The sequence below is a fragment of the Niastella sp. sgz303648 genome (assembly GCF_059587045.1).
In genome coordinates this window covers 223,377-247,878 of the sequence record NZ_JCAPSW010000001.1, presented here as the reverse complement: position 1 = coordinate 247,878, position 24,502 = coordinate 223,377, and the positions used below count along the sequence as shown (strand labels likewise).

Genomic DNA, 24,502 nt, shown 5'->3' with positions numbered 1-24,502 from the left:
TGTTGTTTACGCTAATGGCATAAGTAAGTATGCTCCTCTATTAAAGACGAGGATGCCGCAGTTTTTCCCGGCTGTTTTCAAACTTTATTTGTTGAATTTAATTTCACTCCACCATCACCTCTCCGCAATACATACTGGTTGCCACATCTTTTCCGTCTTCTGATATAAAGCTGATCCAGGTATGCACTTTTATGCCATTAAAGGCCTGCATCTTGAGGATGGCCTTGCCGGTGCCGCGTTCAGGGCCGGTTTCATATACAAGGGCATTATGCTCTTCGGAATAGGCCACTAAAATAGCCTTATCGGCCAGCGTAGCCTTGCCGGTTAGTTCGGCATTCGTCCAGGTAAACTGAAGGGTTTCATTTTCAGCCGGCGATACGGTGCATGCGGCAGCGTTGTTCAAGCAGCCCCGGCTTATCAGCACCCGGTCGCAGGCAATGGCAAAATCGGGATAGTTGCCCCTGATGGCATGTTTCATAGTGTAGGAGATGGCGGCGTTGGTACCTGTTTTTTCAATGGCTTCGTTTTGAAAACCGATCTCTAACAGGTTGCGCATTGAGCGAAGAAATCTGGTGGCTACCCCAAACTTCAGGCGGGTGGCGGCCTGCGCTTCGCTGAAATGTTTTTTAGATCTTGTTTGTGGCTTTGTGCGTACAATAGGAATACCTTTCCAGGTAGCGGCCACTATGGGGCCAATGGTGCCTGAGAGGGCGCCGGTTATGCTATTTGTTATTCTGGCCATACAAATAAAGTTTAATGGAAAAATAAATAACAGTGTCCGTTAGTGATATAAATATATTAATTTTATTCAAATATCATGAACCTGGGCCCAAAAGTTCCGCTGATGACTATATACATTGAAAATCAGTTTGTTTTTGTCTTTTAGCATTTTCTCTCCCGCTCATGCGAAGTGCCTGCATTGTCTTTTTTCAGCTTTCCGGTTTAAATAATTTTCGACAGGGTTTGCTCAATACCGGGGTCGTACCACGGCCGTATCTGATTCGTATTTCATCCGAGTTTTGTCCGACTTTTGTCCGGGTTTCGTCCGAGTCGGAGTCGGACAAATGACGGATAAACTACGGTTAAGTATCGGATAAAAACAGAAGCTGATACGAAGCTGGTATTGATCAAACCCGAAGCCGGTAATAATGTGGTAAAATGAAGCGGCAGCGTATTGGCCAGTTCAGCCCTTAATAACAGAGAAGGAAAAACGGGCTTGTTGTAGTTGTTACATATTTGTATCAAACATCTTTCCAAACGTGATAGGAGTTGAAGGAATATTTTTTCAGCTCCCAAAAAATTCTGAAAGTGGGCTGTTAAAACGTTAATGTTCACTAACTTTTGCAGAATCACAAAAAAAAGAGTCACACATCTCTCCTTTGCCATATATAATCTCATGAAATTTCATTCCGTGGCAAAATACACCCAATCAGAAATTCCGTAATCAGGTTTGTATACATAGAGGATTGTATATAAAATCAACTCCATGCAACATCCAAGTATTACGAGTACGCTATTGGATCAAAGAAAATACCTTGCGCCCCGCCCTGCCGACCAATAACAAACACCCATAAGTTTTTTAATCCGTAAAACTCTTAACACGAAAAACGTTACATCCATGTACCGGTTGCTACCCTATGTATTTCTATGCCTGCTGCTGATGCTGGCGGGTTTTAATGCTGCAACAGCCCAATGTCCGGCCTCCACCCCCCTGATCATAAATTCGGTTGTCACCACCGAAAGCCGCTGCCAGGCTTCGGGCACTGCTACCGTATCGGTATCGGGTGGTTCAGCACCGTATAATTTCAGCATCATTGCCGGGCCTGCTTTATCGCCTCCGCAATCGTCGAATAAATTGCAGTCGCTGGCGCCGGGCATCTATACTGTACAGGTAACCGATAATTGTAATACCTCTGTTACCAGTAATTTTACAGTTACCGGTACGTACGCTGTTCCCTCATTCAACATTGCCGCGCAATCGCCTGGCTGTCCCGGCAGCAGTGATGGTTCTATAACCATTAGTGTAACCAATGGCCGGGCGCCACTGGCTTATTCATTGATCAGTCCTTCGCTCGTTACTGCGGGCCCGCAGGCAGGCAATGTATTTACCGGTTTGCCTGCCGGTACCTATACCTGCCAGGTAACCGATTCGTGCGGTAATTATCAAACCCGAACGGTCAGCCTCAGCGCTCCCCCCAGCTCTGTGTCTTTTATAAACAGCAGCCTGCAATACCTTGCCTGCGACTCTTTTGCCGTTATCCTGACCTTCAATATATCCAACTACAAGCCTCCTTATACGATTATGGCGACGCTGCCAAATGGCTCGGTTGTGACGCATGTGCTCACTGCTCCTTCTCTTAGCTCGGGCTATCTTAAAGATACTTTCAATATACGGTTTCATCACACCACGGGCGTTCCCGATATGATGTCAACAACGATCACCAACCAGTGCGGCGTTTCAGCAACGAATAACTTTAGCATATCGGCCGACATGGATATGTCGCCCAATGGTTCACTCCCGTCGGGTTGCGGGAATCAATACACGTATACGTTTGATGTTCCTTCGCAATTGCATTGCAGCACCATTACCTATACCCTGGTAAGCCCCTCCGGCAGTGTGCTGGCCACGCAAACCAATAATTCCACGTTTTCGGGTTACCCGCCCGGTACCGGCTACAAAGTGGTTCGGCAGGATTGCTGCAGAAAAGATACACTACAATTTGACTGGGCCGCAGGGCCGGCATTTAAAATATCCTATACTCAAAATTTGCCGTATGCCACCTGCAGGGAGGGAACAACAAGCCTCTATATTCAGTACAACTACGGCAACCGGCTGGCTGATATCGTGCTTACGTCGGGCCCTCCTTCCGTGACGTTTGCCGACGGCACGGTGCACACCTATACCTACCCGGATACCACCACAAATGTGGGGTCCGGAACTATACTGGGCTATTTTGGACCTGGCACCTATACGATGTACGCCATCGACCAATGCGGGAACAAAGACAGTATTACGATTACGTTTAGGCCTTCGGATGTGCGCCATTCCGTGTTCAGCGCCTCGTTGGAAAAAGGATGCACAGATGCCAATAAGATCCTGCTGAGTGCCACGTCGAACTCGCAATATACGCCGGGCACTGTAGCCGTCAATTCGATATATAACAAATACTTCATGGCTTCGTCTTTCAGCGATTCGCTCTTGAATCTTTCGTCCGGGACTTACTATGCGTCTTATCAGTATCAAAATTATTATTCTCCGTCATACTTGGGTAATGTCAATCCGGGCTGCGATGTTATTATTGACACGATCGTCATCCCAGCCTATACACAACCCGTGTTTAGTTCCTCTGCTGCTGTAGCTCTTTGCGGTACTACCAGGCAGGTGGCGCTGCTGCCCGACAGTACACGTGGCGTGGCGCCGTATCAATACCAGATCACCGCAGGGTCAACAACCACATTGCTGCAGGCAAGCCCCGTGTTCACGGGCCTGGCTCCGGGCACTTACACGTTTTTGATGGCCGATGCCTGTGCCAACAGCTACTCGCGCAACATTACCATCGACACGCTGGCACTACCCAATGTGGTCACTACCGGCAGTACCTGCCTCGGCGGCGCTGCAACGTTTACCCTCCCGTCAAGTCCTTTCTACACCTATTCCTGGCAACGCTCCAACGGCAGTACCAGCACCGGGAATACCATTACGCTCAACCCTGTTTCGGCTTCGGATATAGGAACCTATACCATATCGGTCACCAGCACAGTGGGTGGTTGTACCAATACCAGCAGCAAAAGCCTTATGCTGAACGCCTGCCAGACACTGGCTGAAACCTTGTTGCGTTTCACTGGTCAGCGGAAAAACGGTAACGTTCAACTGAACTGGCAAACGGCCGATGAAATAAATATGAGCTATTATATCGTAGAACGAAGTTCAGATGGTATTGTGTTTACGCCGGTACAGCGGGTAGTCGCTACGGGAAGAGATATGAACACGTATACAGCTACTGATACGCATGTTCCTGCAGGGGTTGTTTATTACCGGCTACAGTCGGTTGAAAAGAGCGGGACCATCAACTATAGCAGTGTTATTTCTTTCAACAATGTCAATGCTCAGCCTTTCAATGTTTATCCCAGCCTGATTACCGGCAATACACCGGTTGCGGTTACCTGCCCCGTTAACAGCCATGTTACCTTTATACGGGTGGTTGGTGTGGATGGCCAAGTATGGCAAACCATCCCTGTTGCTGCGGGTATAACCAAAACTAATATCGATGTTACCAACCTGGCAAAAGGCAGCTACTTTGTTGTTTTCACCGGCGACAACAATGTGATGACAACCCAGATCCGGAAGAAATAATGTGATCGGGATAGGAATTTTTAAAAAGGTCAGGTTGTATAGGTGAATATAATACAGCTCCGGTAATGCTTTGATAGATGAGACCGGATTTGAATTCAACAACAATAAATGCTAACTATGAAAATTAGAAATGTAACTTTTGTCCTGATGCTTGGTGTCCTTATCCTTTTTTCTATGTGTAAAAAAGAAAAGGTTAATGCACCTTCCAATACAGGCGGCGGTGTTGATCCCGGGGGAAATGACAATAACCCCCGGTTGGTAAGTTTTTATCCGGAAAGTGGCGCTATTGGCGATACTGTTAGTATTACAGTCGCGAATTTTACCGGTAATCCCAACAATCTAACGGTGTTCTTTGGTAACTATGCACAAGCAAAGGTGATAAGTGTAAGTACCTCCAAACCCAACATAGTGATCAAAGCATTGGTACCCGAAACGACTGATATAACTACAAAGATCAATGTGAAGGGAGATAATAACCTGTGGCTGGTAGCTGAAAAATTCTTTACCGAAACATCTCCTGCTATTCAATTTTCAGGATTTTCACCAGCCAATGCATATATCGGGGATACCATTACCCTTACAGGCGCTTTTTATAAAAATACGCCTGTAGTGAACTTTGGAGATGTTGCTGCAATGGTAATTTCGCAGGATAGTAAAACGCTGAAGGTAGTAGTGCCGGATGATATAACGAATGCAACACCTGTTATCAGCGTGACTGTTCTTGCACAAACCGTAAAAAGTACAACATCCTTTCATTTAAACGCGCCTGTGATTGACTCTGTTTATCCTAAGACAGCATATATAGGGCAGGTGATAAGAATAAAGGGAAAAGGATTCCGGAATTCATTCAGGTATGACCAGGTGTACCTGGATAATTCATTGATAACTACTGCTGCTGAAAGCAATACGTCAATAGCCGTTAATACTAAAAATGCCGGGCTCGGATCACACACTATTGCTGTAGAAGTTGCCGGTTTGAAAACTCAGGCAAAAGACTCCTTAAAGCTGATTGCGCCGGTTCCGCCGGAAATTACTTCCATTGCTGAGGACACGGTTGTTAATGGTGATTTAATTGAAATTATGGGGAATCACTTGCTTTCTCCTTCTCCTGAGGAGCCTGCAACGGTTACAACAGTTGATCAGGATGGCAATGTCAGAAATTTTCGCATACAGTACAATTCAGATAATGAGATCATTGCCTGGGTTCCCTATTTAAGTAAAATAGGACAATATAAGGTAACGGTAACTGTATTGTCCGCGTCTGTTACGTATAGCAAGACGATAACCTATTTGACCTATTGATAACGAATTAAATCAGCAAAAGAAGTCACCTCAACAGGTGGCTTTTTTTGTTGGCAGAACGGTAGCAACAAAATATCCTGAATGACAAATCAAATGATGAACTGCGCTTAGTTTCGAATAGAACAATTCTTTAATTAAATCATTGATTTCATGTTCTGTGCAGTACAAATTGACTTACTTTTATGAGTTAATAACTTTTTTATAAAAGTGACAGATTATACATTCCATCCAGACTATGTAGCGCCTTATTACCTACTACTCATGAATGCAAACTTTGTGAGCCGGCCAGAGCATATTCCAGGCCTGTTTAATGGATTAAAAAAGATAGAAAAAGAGCTTGATAACATTCAACTGACCCATATGCTTAGATCCTCCTGGCGACCATCAAAAGTAGCTGCGTGGATTATAGGATTATATCAGAAAGTGGAACTGGAGGATGAACTTATTAATACATTATATAATTCCCCGGTTTATTGCGAGCATTTGATTTTTGCTTTGGCTTTTCTAAATACGGAAAATAGCATTAGCAGCATTGAAAGGCACATAAAGTTGCGAACTGATTCTCTGAAAGAAAAATTTGATTTGCTTCGTATTGATATAATGGGTTTCGACTGGGCTCTTATCGCACTTGGTTGGCTGGACAAGTTAAATAAGACAAACCGAATAGAAAAATCTTTGCATGTTTGGGATACATTTAAGAAGGATATAGAGGTATACGAAAAGAAATATCGGCGATTCAAAATTGACGATTACGTACGGGTCGATGATAAAATGATAAGAGTATTCGATGAGGCTATGTCGTTGGCTTATACCCACCACAACACAAAGCCCTAAAACGTTGGCTGCTATTTTGGACAGACCCTAAATTTTAAAAGATTTTATTTAAGAGCAATGAAGACAAGAATCAAAAAAATCTTAAAATACTTTTTCTTGTACTACTTATTTGTTTTGTAATTTATGTATGGAAATTTCTTCCTATTATATGTGGACACGTAGCAAAAGAAATGTGTTCTGATATTTTTGTTTCAGGAAGAACTCCGGATGATATTTCAAAACATGAAACAGGCATTTTTCCATACAATTTAGCTTCTTATACAGTAAACATGGAGGATAGCTCGGTGTCTGCATCGGTGTTTGGATTTGCTAAAAGAAAAGCTATTTATAGAAAGGGGTTGGGAGCAACATTAATTAGTGGAATAAGCGAAACAGAATTAAGGAAACAATACATAAATGTTACCAATGCTTTACCATACAATCAAGACACAATAAATTTCCCTCAAGGCAATCGTATAAAAGACTACATAAATGCAGGTGTAGACAAAGAACAATTGAATGCTGCCATAAAAGATGCTTTCAATGAACCTAATAATAAACAGCAAAGGCAAACAAGAACTGTGCTGGTTGTTTACAATGGACAGATAATAGGAGAAAAATATGCAAATGGTTATTCTATTAATTCCAAACAGTTGAGTTGGTCCATGACCAAAGGCATCATAAATGCAATGATTGGAATTTTAGTGCACCAAAAAAAGTTAAACATCAATTCGTTTGCTCCTATTGACCAATGGAAAAAAGACGAAAGAAATAAAATTACAATTGCCGACCTGATGCATATGAACAGTGGATTGCGTTTTTGGTGGTTTCCTGCAGGGCCAAGCGACTTGACCAATATGTTGTTTAAGGAAAGAGACATGAGTCAATTTGCTATTGACAAATCTCTTAAAAATGAACCAGGCAAAGTTTTTAATTATTCAGATGGCACAGCGAACATACTTTCTTATATTATACGCAAAACGGTTGGTAACAAAGACTGCTACCGTTTTCCGTATGAACAACTATTTTATAAAATTGGGATGAACAATACTTTGTTAGAAGTTGATGCAAGTGGAACATTTGTTGGTTCATCTTATTGTTATGCAACAGCAAGAGATTGGGCAAGGTTGGGCTTGCTGTATGCAAACGATGGCATTTGGAATGGTGAAAGAATATTACCTGAAGGTTGGGTAAAATTTACAGCGACAGCTTCTAATGTAAAAAAACCGGGTAAAGCAGGAAAGTATGGTGCTTTGTGGTGGACAAACGAAGGGGATAAAAACAATCCGGCAAATAAAAAATACCCTCATGTACCTTCTGATTGCATTTCTTGTGAAGGTTATGACGGGCAATATGTTTGGGTTATACCTTCTAAAAAATTGGTAATAGTGCGTTTTGCTTTTGAACAAGGGAGTAACTTAGATCCTGACCTTTTTTTATCGGAAATTATTAAAGCTTTGCCTAAATAACCTTAGGTTGAATTGCTCTACCCGGAACCTGCTAATACAGGATTTAAAAGTGAAATCACAGGGCACTTAACAGGTTATGCCCACTGAACAACTGCCTCATTTTTGTATCAATCCTGCAATAATGTTTATGACGAGTGCAACAAAAGTGGTATTAAATATGAAGGCAATTAGAGAATGCAACAGCGTTAGACGCCGTATGATGCCCGAAGTTACCTGAACATCCGACACTTGAAAGGTCATGCCTAACCCAAAGGAAAAATAGGCAAAATCAAGATAATCGGGTGTTTTATCATTAGGAAATTCCAACCCACCTCTACATTCTTTATCAATGACTTCCTCCTTTTTACAAGTATAATAAAGATGTGCATAGCGGAATGCAAAAATGGTATGGATCAAAAACCAGGAGCAGCTAACCGAGGCAATAGAAAGTACTATATGATAATAATATCCCCTTTGACCTGGGTTGGGCAATTCTCGTAACAATAACACAATAGCTACCAAACTTACAAAGGATGCCAGCAGTATTACAAAAAAGATAAGTATCCGGCTGAAGTCCTGTTTCTTGGCAATGCGGGCTATTTCTCTGGGGTGGGCTGTGAACATGATGACCCAAAAAAAAATCAGATTCACAAGCGAAAAGCCAATCCAGGCCGACATAAACTGCACTGGAATAGTTCTTCGTCGCAGAATAATAAGGAAAATAAAAGCCGAAGCCAATGCCGTAAAAAATCTAACAAGAGCAGGCAATTTATGAAAACGCGTTATAGGTTTGATTTTCTTCATGTAACAAAAATACAGATCCGTGCATTACAAGCAAATCAATAGAAGAGAATACCGGTTTTGCTTTAAAATATTCTTAAATGACAGGTTGTATTTACGCTAACCGGTGACAACTGCGCTTTTGGTTCCAATTGTATTGCCTGCCCGCTGGAATAACCTGGTTAAGACCCGAGCAGTAAGGGTTCCGTTATAAATTTAGCAGAATGCATGTTAAATTATAATCCTAATTCTATATATGAATTGACTGAAAAGAAATTACTAAATTAGTAAAATGAAGTCCATTAACTAAAAGTTTGCCGGAATTCCAAAGGCGAAAGTTTGGTTTTTGATTTAAATAGTTTGCTGAACGATTGTGGATGCTCAAACCCCAGTTCATATGCAATTTCGCTTACAGATTGATCTGTTGTAGAAAGTTTCTCTTTGGCTTTTGCTATGAGCTTTTCGTGGATGAATTGTTGTGTGCTTTGTCCGGCTAATAGTTTAAGAACGCGGCTTAAATAGCTTACAGAAATGTTCAGTTCCTCACATATGGATTGTACGGTTGGTAAGCCTTGATAAATCAAATCGCCGCTATTAAAACGATCATTGAGTATTTTGTTTAATCGGTCCAGAATCTGATCGTTAGCTTTTTCACGGGTAATGAATTGCCGGTGATAAAAACGCTCACAATAATTGAGCAAACTTTCAATTTGTGGAACAATAATTTGTTTACTGAATTTGTCAATATTTGAATGGTACTCCTGCCCAATGTTTTTAATAATATTATCCAGGATCGCTTCTTCTTTATCTGAAAGAAACAGTGCTTCATTTACCGAGTAATCAAAGAATTCGTACTTGTCGATGATCTTTGCCAAAGCAGTGTTCCAGAGAAAATCGGGATGAATGAGTAGAATCCATCCTGTGCAAGTGGTTTACTTATGTTTCCCAGAGAACCTGTGATGATAATATTCATTTTGCTGTTTTTTGTTGATACAAAATTGCAGCATGGTGAAAGAATTGACTTAACCGAATTTGACTTTTTTGTAGTCAAAAAATATGGGTTACTTAAGGACTGATGAGTTAAATTATATAAGGAATATAATTTCCTTGAAACTAAAACCCTTCAAATCCAACGATCGAAGGGTTCATTTTTAGTGTCGGGACAGCTGGACGGATTGCTAACCTGTTAACACAAGATGTAAGGCGAGTAGGAGAGTTCTTAAGCCAGGATGGCGAATTGAACAGCAGGATAAACAATGAACTTTTGTAACTTTATTTAGCATTTGTTTAGGGCGTCTGCCAGACACAAATGCTTTATCGTTAACAGCAATTAACTTGTAGCGGTGCAATAATTTTTTGGCGACTTAATATATGGAGCCATGAACATCCAACTCACAATTGAAGAATATCACAAGGCTGCTGATATTTTTTCACGTGGCAACCCTGACCCCGTGAAAAAAATGTACTCTCATTCAGATGATGTTATGCTGGCCAACCCGTTCGGATCAACTGTAAAAGGATGGCAACGGGTCTCCGAAGCACTTGATTTTGCATCATCACGCTTTAGAGATGGTGAAGTAAAAAGTTTCGAAAGAATTGCTACTTACGAAACTAATGATCTTCTAATCATATTTGAAATCGAAAAATGGACATCCAGGGTTGGTGGAAAATCAGAAATTTCTTCATTTGATCTCAGAGTTACTACTACATTTAGAAAGGAAAAAGACAATTGGAAGCTGGTACATCGCCACGCAGATCCCATTGCAAGTTTCAATGACAAGGGACCAATTCGAGGAGACATTTAGCTTACCTGTAATCGTTCCGGTTTTTTTTGCTTGTTGAGCACTTCCTGCATTCAATTGCGCATTATCAGGGTGTAGAAACTCCCAAACAATTTGGGAAAGCCCGTTGGAGCCGTAATTTTCTAAACTGGATAGAACAGGAAGCGCAAAAAGATACCGTATTAAAAGATACTTTATTGTTTATGTTGGAACAGGTAAAATTTTTGTGTCAGTTGTTATTGGAAGTAGAACGAAAACTCAGAGGGTTGATGAATAGTGAAAAATACAATGACAGCATAAAGCTATTGCTTCAGTTCCGGGCAGACAGTTGGTCAATTCCCCAAAGTACAACAGTTTATGCATTTATTAAATATTAAAGCTGACTTTCCACCTCACGTCTCAACCCCTGAAACCATGATTTTTTTTTGTTTAACGCGAAAAGTAGCATATAATAGCAGAAATACAAGTTATAGGGCCGGCGAACATAGACTGAACTTTAGCGTGAGCCACTTATTATTAACCACTTCCTAAAAATGAATGCTTTGAAAATTACTTACAAATTTGACGTCACACCAACTGCAGAGCAGGTTATTGAACTATATGAAAATGCAGGACTTCCCAGACCGACTAATGACAAAGAAAGAATTCAAAAAATGTATGAAAACTCAAACTTAATTGTTACTGCCTGGGATGGTGAATTATTAGTTGGGGTTTCCCGAAGCATTACCGATTGGGCCTGGAGTTGTTACCTCGCTGATCTGGCAGTTAATAGTCAATATAAAAAATCAGGAATAGGCAAAAGACTTATTGAACTCACAAAAGAAAAGTTAGGTGAGCAGTCAATGATTTTGTTGTTATCCGTTCCAACGGCTATGGAGTATTATCCTAAAGTTGGGTTTTTAAAAGAAGATCGCAGCTTCATGATACCGAGAGCAAAGTAATTTAAAATTCATCTCCTTGAAAAGGCACCTGCAGCCTCAGGATGATCCAGGCTGGTGTGGGCATTAAAACGGAAAAAGCCCTGAAACGCTTTTCTATATTATTTAAAAACAGTATGTCGGCTCATATTCATATGATGAGAGCCACACTTGTTTGTAAGTATACACGATGGGACGCTTTGGCTCAACGGCACACCAAATACCGGCATTTCCTGGACGGCTGGATTCGAACCGGCGACCTCTGCGATTACGCTGTTGATGTGATACTTCTGAACTTCGATATTGCTCAAACCAGGTAAAAATCTTAAGGCGCCTCGCATCTTGTATACGATTTTCAAAAGCTTATTAAAGATTAAACTGGTAGCTTTTCGCATGCTTTCTTTAAGCAACTCCGGCAATTCCCTGGACCTTTCGTTTGTGCATTGTACCTGTATCCCGAGCCTTACCTGCCTTCTTCCCTTTCCACCGAAATTTTGCATTCGCCTATCAGCGCTGCTAAAGCGCCTATAGCGGCCAATACGGGCGCCAGCAGGGTGCCAACAACGCCAATGGTCAACGGAAAACTCATCAGCTCTTTCCCGTCTTTATCGTGTATGGTAACCTTGCGAACATTCCCTTCTTTGATCAGCTCCTTTATTTTGTTTATCAGGTTTTCGCCATTGAGGGTAAACCATTCTTTATTTGTTGTGGTGGGCATGGTTGTTGTTTTTGGTGTTACATAATTTACGGAATTCCTGGCAGATTGCTGCACTATGATGGCTCGACGGTTAAATTGTTTGATGGTTGGAATGGTTTAACAAACAAAACGGGTGGGCCACCTTTTGAAAGATGACCCACCCGTTAATGAAATGGCTCGATTGTTTAATTGTTTGATTGTTGGATTGATTGAATGATAAAGCGGTTGATAAACTTTCAGCGACCCTAACCATCAATCCATTCAACAATCGAACAATCAAATCAGCTTCAACACCTCTTCTCCAATAGCCTCAGTGCCTAATATTTTGTTTGCAGGTGTTTGCGCATCGGCGATATCCCGGGTGCGGAAACCTGCTTTTAATACTTTGTCAACCGCATTGATCACGGCTTCTGATTCGGCTTTCATGCCAAATGATATGTCGAGCAACAGGGCTGCCGATAAAATAGAGGCGAGGGGATTGGCTACGCCTTTACCGGTAATATCATGCGCCGAACCGTGAATGGGCTCATATACACCGGTGCCATCGCCTATTGAAGCTGAGGCCAGCATACCCATAGAACCGGCAATCTGTGATGCTTCATCGGTTAAGATATCGCCAAAAAGGTTGGCGGTAACTACCACGTCAAACCTGCGCGGATCTTTTATCAGCAACATGGCTGTGGCATCTACAAACTGGTGCTCAACTTCCACATCGGGATATTCGAGCGCTACCTTTTGTACTACTTCGCGCCACAGGCGGCTGGTTTCAATAACATTGGCTTTATCTACCGAACATAATTTCTTTCTTCTTGTACGGGCTGCTTCAAAGGCTTTGCGGGCAATGCGCTCCACTTCATAGCGGCTATATTCAGCCACATCAAAAGCAGTATCGCCATTGTTCTTTCTTCCTTTTTCACCGAAGTAGATGTCGCCGGTCAGCTCGCGGAAGAATAAAATATCGGCGCCTTTTAATATTTCGGGTTTGATGCTCGATGCACCCAGCAGCTCATCAAACAATTTTATCGGGCGCAGGTTGGCATACAGGCCCAGTTCCTTACGCATCTTCAGCAAACCCTGCTCAGGACGCACTTTGGCAGATGGATCGTTGTCGTATTTGGGATGCCCAACGGCGCCGAATAAAACGGCGTCGGATTTGCGCATCTTTTCGAGCGACTCATCGGGCAGGGGATTACCCGTTGCTTCAATGGCCACATGACCAATCAATGCTTCGTCGTAAGTGAACGTATGTCCGAATTTTGCAGCTATCTTATCCAATACTTTTTTACCAACTGCAGTTACTTCCTGTCCAATGCCGTCGCCGGGAACGATGAGGATTTTCTTTGTTGCCATGCGTTTCTTTAAGATTAGTTTTTACTATGAATTATGAGTATCAAATATAGGATTGAGTTACAGGTTTCAGGTTACACGTTACACGTTACAGGACTTTTAATATCGTTCAGGTTGCCAGATGTAAGGTCCCTGGAACCTGAAACTTGTAACCTGTAACTGGTTTTATATCAGATTGAGCATCTTCTGCGTAGCCTTTATCGCCGATACCGTTTGGTCGCTATCGAGGCCGCGGGTTTTGAACTCTTTATTGTTATGGCTCCAGGTGATAACGGTTTCGCATAAGGCATCTGTTTTACCACCGGGCGGAATGCGCACTGCATAATCCGTTAACAGGGGCAGCTCCACCTTCATTTTTTTATACACTTTTTTCAGGGCGTTCATAAAGGCGTCGTACTGTCCATCACCCTGAGAATGCTCTTCATACAGTTCGCCGTTGATCGAAACTTTAACTGTTGCCGAAGGATGCAGGTTCTTTGAATGCGTAAGCACGTAATTTTCGATACGCACTTTTTCGTCAATGTTTTTGCTGTCGAGCACATCAGAAATGATGTATGGCAAATCGGCCTGCGTTACCACTTCCTTGCGGTCGCCCAGCTCAATAATGCGCTGCGTAACTTTTTTCAGGTCGGGCTCACTTAACTGTATGCCTAACTGCTGTAAATTATTTTCAATATTGGCCTTGCCGCTTGTTTTGCCCAACGCATATTTGCGCTGACGGCCAAAACGTTCAGGCATCAGGTCGCTGAAGTAGAGCTTGTTCTTTTTATCGCCATCGGCATGTATGCCTGCCGTTTGGGTAAACACGTTTTCACCCACCACCGGTTTGTTTACTGAAATGCGAAAACCCGAGAACGTTTCAACCAGTTTACTCACCTTGTACAATGAGGTTTCAACCACGGATGATTTTACATTGGGCATAAAATCGTTCAGCACTGCCACGGCGCTGGCCAGCGGCGCATTACCCGCTCTTTCGCCCATACCGTTGATGGTAAGGTGAATGCCATGGGCGCCGGCTTTTACGCCTTCGAGCACATTGGCGGTGCCGAGATCGTAATCGTTATGCGCATGAAAATCGAAATGCGTATCGGGATAGCGTTGAACAATGGATGAAATGAATTCATACACTTCGGCAGGCGTTAGCACACCGAGTGTATCGGGCAGCATGATGCGTTTTACCGGCAACTTTGTTAAAAAATCGAGATATTGAAACACATAGTCGCGCGAGTGGCGCATACCATTGCTCCAGTCTTCGAGGTATACATTGCTTTCGAGCCCTTTTTTCTTTGCGAGATTAATTACAGCGGCCACTTCGGCAAAATGCTGTTCGGGCTTCTTTTTAAGCTGATGCGTTAAGTGATTGAGCGAACCTTTGGTAAGCAGGTTCATCACTTTGGCGCCGGCCTGCTGCATCCATTGAACCGATACATCGCCGTCGACAAAAGTGAGGACTTCAACCCGGTTCAAAAATCCGTTGGCCTTTGCCCATTTGGTAATGGCTTTTACCGCTTCAAATTCTCCTTCACTTACACGCGCCGAAGCAATTTCAATGCGATCTACTTTTACCTCGGTTAATAATAGCTGGGCAATCGTTAGCTTTTCAGATGGGGAGAACGACACGCCGCTGGTTTGTTCACCATCGCGGAGTGTTGTATCCATGATCTCAATATATCGGGGGGCCACTGGCATAATAATTAAAAATGAGAAATGAAAAATTAAAAATCAGAAAGTAAAACTATAATAGAAGCAGGCTATATACTCCTTCATTTCTCATTTCTAATTTTTTATTTATAATTCACTGAACTAATAAACGCTTTTCGCTGCGAACGATTGAATATCGGTTTTCATGCTCTGCAGGTAATCAATATCATCGTAGCCATTCATCATGTTATGCTTCTTATAAGCATTGATCTCGAAAGATTCGGTCTCCCCTCCCGCTAAAGGCGGGATGGAGGGGGAGTTGGGCAAACTTCCGACTATTGTGATCGTTTGCTCAGCCAGGTTAACTTCTAACTCTGTTTTAGGATCTGCTTCGATGGCTTTAAATATTTTATCTAAAAAGGCTTCACTTACTGTTACGGGTAATATGCCGATGTTTAAAGAGTTGTTCTTAAAGATATCGGCAAAGAAGCTGCTCACCACGCAACGGAAACCATAATCGTATATGGCCCAGGCGGCGTGTTCGCGGCTGCTGCCGCTTCCGAAGTTGCGGCCGCCTACTAATATTTTACCGGAGTAAATCGGGTTATTTAATACAAAATCTTTTTTGGGAGATCCATCGTTTTCATAACGCCAGTCGCGAAACAGGTTATCGCCAAAGCCTTTGCGCTCGGTGGCTTTTAAAAAACGGGCGGGAATGATCTGATCGGTATCTACGTTTTCGATGGGCATAGGTACCGCAGTGCTCTTTAATATCGTAAACTTATCGTAAGCCATTTTGAGTAATAAGTTATTAATAATAAGTTATAAGTTCGGGTTGAAGTTTAAGTCGTAAGTGACGGTTCGCTGAGGGAACTTATTACTTACGACTTATCACTTACAACTAAATCAGTTCGCGTGGGTCAGTCACAAATCCTGTAACTGCTGCAGCGGCTGCTACCAGCGGACTTGCCAGCATGGTTCTTGCACCGGGACCTTGTCTTCCTTCGAAGTTGCGGTTGCTGGTGCTCACAGCATATTTACCTGCAGGAATTTTATCATCGTTCATTGCCAAACAAGCCGAACAACCGGGCTGACGTAACTGAAATCCTGCTTCGAGCAAAATATCCAGTATGCCTTCTTCTTTGATCTGCGCTTCAACAATGTGCGAACCGGGCACTATCCAGGCGGTAACATGATCGGCTTTTTTGCGGCCTTTAATTACCGAAGCAAATGCACGGAAATCTTCAATGCGCCCGTTGGTGCAGCTGCCAATGAAAACATAGTCAACTTTTTTACCCAGCATGCTTTCTTCTTCATGAAAGCCCATATAGTTAAGCGACTTATCGTAGCTGGCTTTGCTGCCGCCTACTTGCGTTGCCGTAGGAATATGTTTGGTGATGCCGATGCCCATACCCGGGTTGGTACCGTAGGTGATCATGGGTTCAATATCGGCAGCTTTGTATTCGTATTCTTTATCGAAAGAAGCGCCTTCATCGGTTTTCAGCGTTTTCCAGTAAGCGAGCGCTTTATCCCAGGCTTCGCCTTTGGGTGCTTTTTCGCGGCCTTTGATATAGGCGAAAGTGGTTTCGTCGGGGGCGATCATACCACCGCGTGCGCCCATTTCGATGCTCATGTTACAAACCGTCATGCGGCCTTCCATGCTCATGTTTTCAAACACATCGCCTGCGAATTCAACAAAATAACCGGTAGCGCCGGCTGCAGTGAGTTTTGAAATGATATATAAAACAACGTCTTTCGGAGTGATGCCTTTGCCCAGTTTGCCATTTACCTTAATGCGCATTTTTTTGGGGCGCGGCTGCATAATACATTGCGACGACAGTACCATTTCTACCTCGCTGGTACCAATACCAAAGGCAATAGCACCAAAAGCGCCATGGGTAGAAGTGTGTGAGTCGCCGCACACGATGGTCATACCCGGCAGGGTAATACCATTTTCGGGGCCAACCACATGCACGATACCATTTTTGGGATTGCCGAGTCCCCAGTGTGAAATGCCATATTTGGCCGAATTGGATTCGAGGGCCTTCAGCTGGTTGGCCGAAAGCGGGTCCTGAACGGGCAAATGCTGGTTGATGGTGGGGGTGTTATGATCGGCTGTAGCGAAGGTTTTTTCGGGGAACATAACCTTCAATCCACGGCTTTCCAGTCCGAGAAATGCAACAGGACTGGTTACTTCATGAATAAAATGCCGGTCGATAAACAACACATCGGGGCCATCTTCAATATGCCTGACCACATGTGAATCCCATACTTTGTCGAATAATGCAGCGGGGTTTTTACTCATTTTATATAATTTATAATCGAGCCGCAAAATTCTTAAAATATAGCCAGATAATAAGGTTTTTATGTGTATTTTTTCAAATAGATAGGTTAAAAATGTAAAAATCTCAAAATTCCGGCTGTATATGATGAAAGTTCAGCCAAATGGCTCATTATCATTAAAAATTTTGCAATGGAGTGTTGTATGGGTTGAACGGAATAATTGGGTTGATTGCCTTTGATAATCAGTTTTTTGCACATAAAAGGAAAAAATTCCGGCATTCGTCTGTTATCTTAGCGTTTCAGCACTATCTGATCAAATACGTAGTTAAACCATGCGACAGCTTTTACAGGAAATCTCTGAACGGGTTCTTTTATTGAACGAATCAGACTTTACCCCGGAGCAACTGCAATCAAAATGGCTCGGAGAACCTCCGGCTACCGATGAAGAGATCAACAAAGCCAAAGCGTTGCTTCAAACAGAATTGCCGGAAGATTATATTGAATTTTTGAAGATATCAAACGGTTTTAATCGACGCGATGAACTCCGTGTATCATTTTCACCGGTTTCGCAAATTGATTATTTAAGAAATATTGATGAAGATCTGGTTGAGCTATACAGTGATTCCCCGGTAACCGGACAGTTTCTTTCTGAGGGTATATTAATTGGCGGAGCATCGGAATATTTATTTATAGCAATTCCTCCCGATGCCGTTGAAACAAAATGGCGGTATGTGAAGTTTGCCACGTGGATGATGGGAGAGCTTGTGTTCAAAGATATCAGGGAATTTCTTGAATACCAGCTGGCCTTTATGAGAGAACTAAAAAAACAGTAAAGAAACTGCGCATCTGCTATACTGTTTATTTACACACCCACCGCTGGCGCCGTTTTTAAACGACACGCTTTTACATGTTATGGATAAAGAGTTCTCAAAGAACATCATAGATACCTATAAAAAAACAATTTGAAAACCCTTAATCGCATAAAATAAGGATTCTCAAAATTTTCCTATCTTCATGCCCTTCTAAGTTTCTCCCAACCAGCAACTTCATATGTAGCCCGTATTCCTTTTTCTCTTTTAAAACATTCAACTGTTTAAAACATGAAGTGTATTACGCTTGTCGTTAGCTGTTTTATCTTTTGTGCTACGCAAATTCATGCGCAACAACCCGTTTATAAAGATCCCAAACAACCGTTGGCCAAACGGGTGGCCGACCTGCTGTCGAAAATGACGCTCGAAGAAAAAGTGGCCCAGTTGCAAACCATGCATGCCGGCCGGCCGAAATTAAACGATCAGTTATTCAGCAACCCCGGCAAACTGGATTCATTATTTAAAAACGGCATGGGTATGATGAACCCGGCTTTTGATGAAACCATGGAGCAAACCATCAATGCCAGAAATAAATTGCAGGATTATTTCATAACCAAAACCCGTTTGGGTATTCCCATCATATTTATCGACGAAGCGCACCACGGCCTCGTGGCGCGCGAGGTTGATGTGTTTCCCCATGGCATCGGGCTATCCTGTTCATGGGATAAAAACCTGCTGGAGAAAATATATTCCCATGCTGCCAAACAGGCCAGTGTAAGAGGTACCAGTCTGGTGTTGGCGCCCGTGGTAGATGTTTGCCGCGATCCGCGCTGGGGCCGTACCGGCGAAACGCTGGGCGAAGATCCTTATTTATGCGGTACGCTCGGGAGTGCCATTGTAAAAGGTTTTCAGGGAAGCAGCAATGGTTCCATTGCACCGGGACATGTGGCTGCCACGCTGAAGCATTTTTCGGGACACGGACAATCGGAAAGCGGCAGTAACCAGGCGCCGGCAAACTATTCGCTGCGCGTTATTCGCGAAGCGCATATGGAGTCGTTCAGACTTTGTATAAACAATGCAAAACCCGCTGCCATCATGGCCTCGTACAACGAGATCGACGGCATGCCTTCTCACGCCAATAGGTGGTTGCTGAAAGATGTGTTGCGCAAAGAATGGAATTACGGCGGCGTAGTGGTGAGCGACTGGTTTGGCATCGACCAGTTATGGAATAAACATTTTATAGCGCCCGATCAAAAAGCGGCCGCGCTCAAGGCATTCAATGCCGGTGTAACCACCGATCTGCCCTATGGAGTCAATTACAGGCACCTGGTTGATCTTGTAAAGGAAAAAAAGATCAGCATGGCCTCGCTCGACAGTGCGGTAGCTACCATACTTGAATTGAAATTTAAACTGGGTTTGTTTGAACAGAAACCCATTGACCTTGAACTGGCCAAACAAAATGCCGCCAATACCGACGGACGGCAGCTGGCATTGAAAATAGCCGAAGAATCGATGGTGTTATTGAAGAATAGTCCTTTTGGCAATACCTCCTTCGGCGCCGCTCAGGGCAATTTACTGCCCGTTAAAAAAGATCAGTATAAAAAGATAGCCGTGATCGGCGCTTTGGCCGCCGCCAACTTACTGGGCGATTATTCGGGCCTGCCGGTAAAAAATGTTTCCCTGCTGAACGGAATCAAAAACAAAGTGGGCAATATGGCCGAGGTGTTGTATGCCAAAGGTTGCAACATAACCATGAATGGCGATACCATAAGTCAGAATAACTACCAGTATATTGATACCATCATTTTACCTTCGAAAGAAGAAAATGCACGCCTGATCGATGAAGCGGTAAAAACAGCGCAGCAGGCCGAACTGGTGGTGGTAGCAGTAGGAGAGAACGAGCAATTGTCGCGCGAAGCCTGGGGCCCCAATCACTTTGGCGATATGCCCGACCTGCGTTTGCAAAGCCAGCAGGAAGATCTGGTAAAAGCGCTTGTTGCTACGGGTAAGCCGGTGGTGGTTTACCTGATGCACGGACGTCCGCTGGCCATACCCTGGATCGCGCAAAATGTACCAGCCATTGTAGATGGCTGGTTTATGGGCGAAGAAGCCGGTAATGCTTTTGCAAATATATTGTTTGGCGACGCCAATCCATCGGGAAAGCTTACCATCACTTATCCCAGAAACACAGGGCAGATACCGGTTTATTACAATCATAAACCCAGCGCTCAGTATTTTGATTATGTTACTGAAGATAAAAAGCCATTATTTCCTTTTGGATATGGCTTAAGTTATACCTCGTTCGAATATTCAAAACCACGCCTTATATTACCTCCGCCCCCCAAAAAAACAGGACTGGCCTCATCGGAACCAACCGATGTATATGGTACCATTGAAGTAGATGTAACCAATACCGGTATTATGAAAGGCGATGAAATTGTGCAGCTTTACGTTCATCAAAAAGTAAGCAGCGTAACCAGGCCGGTAAAAGAATTAAAAGATTTTACCCGCATTACACTCGATCCCGGACAAAAGAAAACGGTAGCTTTTACCATCGACGCCTCGAAGCTGGCCTACTGGAATGCCGATATGCAATATGTTGTTGACGATGGCATTTTCGAAATCATGACCGGCAAAAATTCGAACGATGTGCAGAAAGTGGATCTGAAGGTGGGGAATTAAGATGTAAGGCACAAGGCCCAGGAAAAAAGTGTAATTATTGTAATTAGTATTTTTCAGCAAATAATTTTTTTATGTAACCCCGGTTGTTGCCGGGGTTATTTTATTATAGGCTGAATAATATAAATAGGCGCATCATATATCGCACAGTATCAATTACGAAAACGTTTTCTTAGATTTATAAACAGCCAGTGTAGTTGATCAGGTAATTTCATTGACGTTTTCACCAATTTTGATCTGTAATTGTCAAATCGGCAATTAATATAAAATCTGCTATAACGATACCCTCAGAAATTTTTTGTATTTGTGACACATAAAAACCCTTAGTGAACGTTATTTATTTAAACATAGCGCAATCGATTGCATTACAAAGGAAGCCCTATGGGCACCTTATAATAAATAGCAATTCGTACCCAATCTGCTACCATTACCACCAACCTGTTCCACCTTTATTCTATAGATTTTTCCAATACCTGTTTGATGTAGCAACAGCCGGATGCATCATTCAGGGGTTAAACAGCAAACCACCGTAATTGCCTGCGGATATGAAAAAGCGATAACGGTTTTGCCATCAAACCCCTAAAAACTAACCAAATGAAAAGATGCCTGTCTGTACTGGTTTTTGGCCTGATTGTAATTTTAAAATCCACCGGAACCTATGCTCAAAACACAATTGCAAAACAAGACGTAAGCTCTTTGATGACCTCGGTAGCGCCGGTGAATCCGATGGCCGCCTTTAAAGATGTTCACATCAGGGCGGTGAGAGATTTCAAAACCACCTATCATGAAGTAGACTATGAATCGTGGTATTTATTACAAAATGGTTATCGCGCCAGATTTGTAAGTGATAGCACCATTAATCTGATAACCTATAACAAAAGAGGCAAATGGTTGAACACCATTCGTCAGTACTATGAGTCGAAGCTGAACCGGGATGTAAAGGAGTTGGTGAAAACTGTTTATGCTGATTACAAAATTATTCTGGTAGAAGAAATTGAACAACCCAACAAGCCGGTAATATGGCTGGTACACCTTGAAGACAATGTGAGTTTGAAAAATATCATGGTCCGTGACAGAGAGTTGCAGTTAGTGCTTGATATTGTCAAACTGTAGCCCGTACCCGTGAAAACATTATTAGTAAGGTATAGGGCACTCTGTCAACGTCGGAAAAATATAATCCTGTGAAAGCCGACAATTTGAAAATGAAAACGATTGATCCGGATCTTCAAGGTAATGAACACGTACCTACCTTGTAAAACCTGATGGTACTACAGAAAACGGTATAACCTTCTGGTTTTTGAATGGTGATCCTGCCCTTGAATTTATTAAGCAGCCGGAACCGGCATCGAATGATGCCATGGTTCCGGCTCTTTTTTTGTCATTCCTTCAATCAGCTTTTGCGTATCTTGGCGCCCGAATTAAATTTTAACAACTGATGATCATTGATCTGTTGCAAAATGCCCCCCTTTATTATTCACTGGGCTCGCGGTTTAAAAAAGCATTCGAATACCTTGTCCAAACCGATTTTACAAAAGTTGAAAAAGGCAAATACGAACTTGACGGCACCAACCTGTTTGCGATTGTGAATGAATACGACACGGTAGACCCTTCGAAAGAACAAATGGAGTCGCATAAAAAATATATCGATATTCAATATATAGTGAGCGGCGCTGAACAAATTGGTCATGATTTATTGCAGCAGCAAATTCCTTCAAAAGCATATGACGCCGAAACAGATTATATGCTGTTTGCCGATAAGCCATCATTTTTTTCGACATTGCAGCAAAATATGTTTGCCATTTTTTTCCCACACGACCTGCATATGCCCAATTTAAAAATTGATAAACCCGGGCCGGTGAAGAAGGTGGTAATTAAAGTTGCGGTGAATGGATGATATTGAATTGATACTGACAGATTCGGATCATACAGAATTTCAACGGCTTGCTGCCGAACTGGAAAAAGAATTGTTTGATCGTGATGGCGACCTTGCCAACTTCAACCAGGAATTGAATAAAATTGATTTTCTTCCCGTTGTTGTATTGCTCTTTTCGGGTGATACAGCAATGGCCTGCGGGGCTTACAGGGAATATGATTTTGAAACTGTTGAGATCAAGCGCATGTATGTTATGCCGCATTGCCGCCGAAATGATTACGCTTCAAAAATTTTAGCTGCGCTTGAGTCTTTGGCGAAAGGCAACGAATACCGGTATTGTTTGCTCGAAACCGGAAAGAACCAACCCGAAGCCATTGCCTTTTATACAAAACACGGATATAAACAAATACCCAACTTCGGAAAATATACAGAAAGCAGTAACAGCGTGTGTTTCAAAAAAAAGGTGTAGCTTTTTTCACAATTCTCTCGCCAACTTTTTGGCCTTGTATTAATCCGTTTTCTATAGCATCCATAAAATGAATGCCACCATAAAAGCGACTGATGGCGGCTTCCTGAGCTGCCTGTTGAAAGGATGCGAAATGCCTGGGTGGTAATCCATATGATACCTCCACACTATCAGTATACGAAAATGAATTGCCGAAATAGTGCGACAAAATAGTGGCCGAACAGGATGATATAACCGAATGTCCGCTCAGGTATTCGGGAAACGGCGGTGTTTGCAGCAACGGCTGCCAGGCGGGATCGATGTATTTACGGATGGCCGTTTCAGGACGAATGCGGTTACTGCGGAATTTTTCGTCCCAGCAGCAAATAAAAGCATCCATTAAACCAACCGAAACAAGGGTATATATCTGCATGGACTGGTCAAAACTCTTTTTCGCTTTTTCGCAGGCAATACCGGTAATACCCAGCCAGTGAGCGCCCGGTGATATTTTTTTCTGACTTAGAATAAGATGGCCGTCGTCCTGCACGGCAAACGGATTGCAATCCCAGAATGCGGCAATGGCGCGGTATTCAACAGGCATTTGTTTACTGGTTTCATAATTCTGCAGCATCAGTTTGTAAAAGGCAGAATTTTTTTCTTTTGAGAATGGCGTAGGGGCCGGCGACAAAAACTGTGAACAGGAATCAAGCATAAAAGGCCGCACTGTTTTGAAATAAGGTTCTACTGCCGGCAGGTAAGCGGGTGGAGTAGGGTACCAGCATCCTTCGCGGTTAACCGGTGTGTACCGGGCATAATTACTGATCTTATTATAATTATCGGCTTTTGCATAGGCCAGTATTTTTTTACTTACGGCCATGGCATAGCGCTGCGAGTTTTGTACAATTTCATCAGTAAAGCCCGGCAGGCGGCTGCATGAATCGATCAGCTGTTGCTCATATGTATCCAGCAGCTTTCCCGAAGGCTGCATTTTCTTTGCCGTTTCGAGCATGGCGAGCACGGCAGATAGCGTTACGGAATAGTGTTGTATAGAATCAGGCTTTTGCAGGTGCGGATAACCGTTCAATACACCAATCATACTTTTAAGCGAAGGATTATTTTGCGCCACTACTTCATAACCCGATAAACAGGCATACGAAAAAAAACGCGTCGCCAGGGGAGGATTGGTAATGTCGTGTATCATTACATCTGTCATTCGGGTAATGACATTGCTGATGGCAGCAGGCGATAATTCAGGTTGTTTATGATGGCGGGAAGTACAGCCTGCGGCAATTATAAATAAAGCTACAATTAAACTGATTGTTCTTTTGTTCAT

The 24,502-nt window shown here is 42.9% G+C and carries 20 protein-coding genes and 1 pseudogene; 12 read left to right on the top strand and 9 right to left on the bottom strand.

Annotated elements, in window-relative coordinates; genetic code table 11:
• Positions 1-103 precede the first annotated feature (103 nt).
• Positions 104-742, bottom strand: a complete 639-nt coding sequence (locus AC59IL_RS00920) for a DUF6266 family protein (protein ID WP_496550181.1) — start codon at positions 740-742, stop codon at positions 104-106.
• A gap of 876 nt (positions 743-1,618) precedes the next feature.
• On the opposite strand from AC59IL_RS00920, the gene AC59IL_RS00915 reads away from it, so the two are divergent.
• From AC59IL_RS00915 to AC59IL_RS00900, 4 genes are all read left to right on the top strand, one after another.
• On the top strand, positions 1,619-4,354 hold the full coding sequence (locus AC59IL_RS00915) for a T9SS type A sorting domain-containing protein (protein WP_496550180.1): 2,736 nt from the start codon (positions 1,619-1,621) through the stop codon (positions 4,352-4,354).
• A gap of 117 nt (positions 4,355-4,471) precedes the next feature.
• The gene (locus tag AC59IL_RS00910; RefSeq protein WP_496550179.1) at positions 4,472-5,656 is read left to right on the top strand and encodes an IPT/TIG domain-containing protein; all 1,185 of its coding nucleotides are present in this window, start codon (positions 4,472-4,474) and stop codon (positions 5,654-5,656) included.
• Positions 5,657-5,863: 207 nt separating this feature from the next.
• Entirely contained in the window at positions 5,864-6,490 is a 627-nt protein-coding gene (locus tag AC59IL_RS00905) for a DUF6000 family protein (protein WP_496550178.1), read from the top strand.
• Positions 6,491-6,660: 170 nt separating this feature from the next.
• Positions 6,661-7,938 carry a serine hydrolase domain-containing protein gene (locus tag AC59IL_RS00900; RefSeq protein WP_496550177.1) on the top strand — a complete coding sequence of 426 codons (1,278 nt, stop codon included), beginning with the start codon at positions 6,661-6,663 and terminating at the stop codon, positions 7,936-7,938.
• Between the two features lie 96 nt (positions 7,939-8,034).
• Here the strand turns inward: AC59IL_RS00900 and AC59IL_RS00895 are convergent, their stop codons facing one another.
• On the bottom strand, positions 8,035-8,721 hold the full coding sequence (locus AC59IL_RS00895) for a DUF1345 domain-containing protein (RefSeq protein WP_496550176.1): 687 nt from the start codon (positions 8,719-8,721) through the stop codon (positions 8,035-8,037).
• A gap of 278 nt (positions 8,722-8,999) precedes the next feature.
• Positions 9,000-9,620: pseudogene (locus AC59IL_RS00890) on the bottom strand (helix-turn-helix domain-containing protein); the annotation flags it as partial.
• 456 nt (positions 9,621-10,076) lie between these two features.
• On the opposite strand from AC59IL_RS00890, the gene AC59IL_RS00885 reads away from it, so the two are divergent.
• The 3 genes from AC59IL_RS00885 (at position 10,077) to AC59IL_RS00875 (ending at position 11,419) form a co-directional block, all read left to right on the top strand.
• Complete coding sequence (locus AC59IL_RS00885; RefSeq protein ID WP_496550175.1) at positions 10,077-10,502, top strand: YybH family protein; 426 nt, start codon at positions 10,077-10,079, stop codon at positions 10,500-10,502.
• Positions 10,503-10,528: 26 nt separating this feature from the next.
• Positions 10,529-10,855 (top strand): hypothetical protein, encoded by a 327-nt coding sequence (locus AC59IL_RS00880; RefSeq protein WP_496550174.1) that lies wholly within the window; start codon positions 10,529-10,531, stop codon positions 10,853-10,855.
• A 156-nt stretch (positions 10,856-11,011) separates the two neighbouring features.
• Complete coding sequence (locus AC59IL_RS00875) at positions 11,012-11,419, top strand: GNAT family N-acetyltransferase (protein ID WP_496550173.1); 408 nt, start codon at positions 11,012-11,014, stop codon at positions 11,417-11,419.
• A gap of 439 nt (positions 11,420-11,858) precedes the next feature.
• Here AC59IL_RS00875 and AC59IL_RS00870 read toward each other — a convergent pair whose 3' ends face one another.
• The 5 genes from AC59IL_RS00870 to leuC form a co-directional block, all read right to left on the bottom strand.
• On the bottom strand, positions 11,859-12,113 hold the full coding sequence (locus AC59IL_RS00870; RefSeq protein WP_496550172.1) for a DUF4342 domain-containing protein: 255 nt from the start codon (positions 12,111-12,113) through the stop codon (positions 11,859-11,861).
• Between the two features lie 255 nt (positions 12,114-12,368).
• Positions 12,369-13,442: a 3-isopropylmalate dehydrogenase gene (gene leuB, locus AC59IL_RS00865; protein WP_496550171.1), complete on the bottom strand. Its 1,074-nt coding sequence runs from the start codon at positions 13,440-13,442 to the stop codon at positions 12,369-12,371.
• Positions 13,443-13,604: 162 nt separating this feature from the next.
• Entirely contained in the window at positions 13,605-15,098 is a 1,494-nt protein-coding gene (locus AC59IL_RS00860) for a hydroxymethylglutaryl-CoA lyase-like TIM-barrel protein (protein ID WP_496550170.1), read from the bottom strand.
• A gap of 144 nt (positions 15,099-15,242) precedes the next feature.
• Complete coding sequence (leuD, locus tag AC59IL_RS00855) at positions 15,243-15,875, bottom strand: 3-isopropylmalate dehydratase small subunit (protein WP_496550169.1); 633 nt, start codon at positions 15,873-15,875, stop codon at positions 15,243-15,245.
• Positions 15,876-15,981: 106 nt separating this feature from the next.
• A complete protein-coding gene (gene leuC / locus AC59IL_RS00850; protein ID WP_496550168.1) occupies positions 15,982-17,385 on the bottom strand; it encodes a 3-isopropylmalate dehydratase large subunit in 1,404 nt (467 codons plus the stop codon).
• A 310-nt stretch (positions 17,386-17,695) separates the two neighbouring features.
• Here leuC and AC59IL_RS00845 point away from each other — a divergent pair, with 310 nt between their 5' ends.
• The 5 genes from AC59IL_RS00845 (at position 17,696) to AC59IL_RS00825 (ending at position 23,193) form a co-directional block, all read left to right on the top strand.
• A complete protein-coding gene (locus AC59IL_RS00845; protein WP_496550167.1) occupies positions 17,696-18,196 on the top strand; it encodes an SMI1/KNR4 family protein in 501 nt (166 codons plus the stop codon).
• Between the two features lie 267 nt (positions 18,197-18,463).
• Positions 18,464-20,854, top strand: a complete 2,391-nt coding sequence (locus AC59IL_RS00840; RefSeq protein WP_496550166.1) for a glycoside hydrolase family 3 N-terminal domain-containing protein — start codon at positions 18,464-18,466, stop codon at positions 20,852-20,854.
• Positions 20,855-21,445: 591 nt separating this feature from the next.
• Positions 21,446-21,964 carry a hypothetical protein gene (locus AC59IL_RS00835; RefSeq protein ID WP_496550165.1) on the top strand — a complete coding sequence of 173 codons (519 nt, stop codon included), beginning with the start codon at positions 21,446-21,448 and terminating at the stop codon, positions 21,962-21,964.
• Between the two features lie 322 nt (positions 21,965-22,286).
• Positions 22,287-22,745 carry a NanQ anomerase/TabA/YiaL family protein gene (locus AC59IL_RS00830; RefSeq protein ID WP_496550164.1) on the top strand — a complete coding sequence of 153 codons (459 nt, stop codon included), beginning with the start codon at positions 22,287-22,289 and terminating at the stop codon, positions 22,743-22,745.
• The gene (locus AC59IL_RS00825; protein ID WP_496550163.1) at positions 22,738-23,193 is read left to right on the top strand and encodes a GNAT family N-acetyltransferase; all 456 of its coding nucleotides are present in this window, start codon (positions 22,738-22,740) and stop codon (positions 23,191-23,193) included. The genes AC59IL_RS00830 and AC59IL_RS00825 overlap by 8 nt, the downstream gene beginning before the upstream one ends.
• Here AC59IL_RS00825 and AC59IL_RS00820 read toward each other — a convergent pair.
• Entirely contained in the window at positions 23,177-24,502 is a 1,326-nt protein-coding gene (locus AC59IL_RS00820) for a vanadium-dependent haloperoxidase (protein WP_496550162.1), read from the bottom strand. The genes AC59IL_RS00825 and AC59IL_RS00820 overlap by 17 nt on opposite strands.

What these genes read in the sequence shown, in the direction of transcription:
- AC59IL_RS00895 (WP_496550176.1), bottom strand. Translation starts at nt 8,721, where the DNA reads ATGAAGAAAATCAAACCTATAACGCGTTTTCATAAATTGCCTGCTCTT.
- leuB (WP_496550171.1), bottom strand. Translation starts at nt 13,442, where the DNA reads ATGGCAACAAAGAAAATCCTCATCGTTCCCGGCGACGGCATTGGACAG.
- AC59IL_RS00820 (WP_496550162.1), bottom strand. Translation starts at nt 24,502, where the DNA reads ATGAACAAAAGAACAATCAGTTTAATTGTAGCTTTATTTATAATTGCC.
- AC59IL_RS00910 (WP_496550179.1), top strand. Translation starts at nt 4,472, where the DNA reads ATGAAAATTAGAAATGTAACTTTTGTCCTGATGCTTGGTGTCCTTATC.
- leuD (WP_496550169.1), bottom strand. Translation starts at nt 15,875, where the DNA reads ATGGCTTACGATAAGTTTACGATATTAAAGAGCACTGCGGTACCTATG.
- AC59IL_RS00885 (WP_496550175.1), top strand. Translation starts at nt 10,077, where the DNA reads ATGAACATCCAACTCACAATTGAAGAATATCACAAGGCTGCTGATATT.
- AC59IL_RS00860 (WP_496550170.1), bottom strand. Translation starts at nt 15,098, where the DNA reads ATGGATACAACACTCCGCGATGGTGAACAAACCAGCGGCGTGTCGTTC.
- AC59IL_RS00915 (WP_496550180.1), top strand. Translation starts at nt 1,619, where the DNA reads ATGTACCGGTTGCTACCCTATGTATTTCTATGCCTGCTGCTGATGCTG.
- AC59IL_RS00825 (WP_496550163.1), top strand. Translation starts at nt 22,738, where the DNA reads ATGGATGATATTGAATTGATACTGACAGATTCGGATCATACAGAATTT.
- AC59IL_RS00875 (WP_496550173.1), top strand. Translation starts at nt 11,012, where the DNA reads ATGAATGCTTTGAAAATTACTTACAAATTTGACGTCACACCAACTGCA.
- AC59IL_RS00840 (WP_496550166.1), top strand. Translation starts at nt 18,464, where the DNA reads ATGAAGTGTATTACGCTTGTCGTTAGCTGTTTTATCTTTTGTGCTACG.
- AC59IL_RS00920 (WP_496550181.1), bottom strand. Translation starts at nt 742, where the DNA reads ATGGCCAGAATAACAAATAGCATAACCGGCGCCCTCTCAGGCACCATT.
- leuC (WP_496550168.1), bottom strand. Translation starts at nt 17,385, where the DNA reads ATGAGTAAAAACCCCGCTGCATTATTCGACAAAGTATGGGATTCACAT.
- AC59IL_RS00900 (WP_496550177.1), top strand. Translation starts at nt 6,661, where the DNA reads ATGTGTTCTGATATTTTTGTTTCAGGAAGAACTCCGGATGATATTTCA.
- AC59IL_RS00870 (WP_496550172.1), bottom strand. Translation starts at nt 12,113, where the DNA reads ATGCCCACCACAACAAATAAAGAATGGTTTACCCTCAATGGCGAAAAC.
- AC59IL_RS00830 (WP_496550164.1), top strand. Translation starts at nt 22,287, where the DNA reads ATGATCATTGATCTGTTGCAAAATGCCCCCCTTTATTATTCACTGGGC.
- AC59IL_RS00835 (WP_496550165.1), top strand. Translation starts at nt 21,446, where the DNA reads ATGAAAAGATGCCTGTCTGTACTGGTTTTTGGCCTGATTGTAATTTTA.
- AC59IL_RS00845 (WP_496550167.1), top strand. Translation starts at nt 17,696, where the DNA reads ATGCGACAGCTTTTACAGGAAATCTCTGAACGGGTTCTTTTATTGAAC.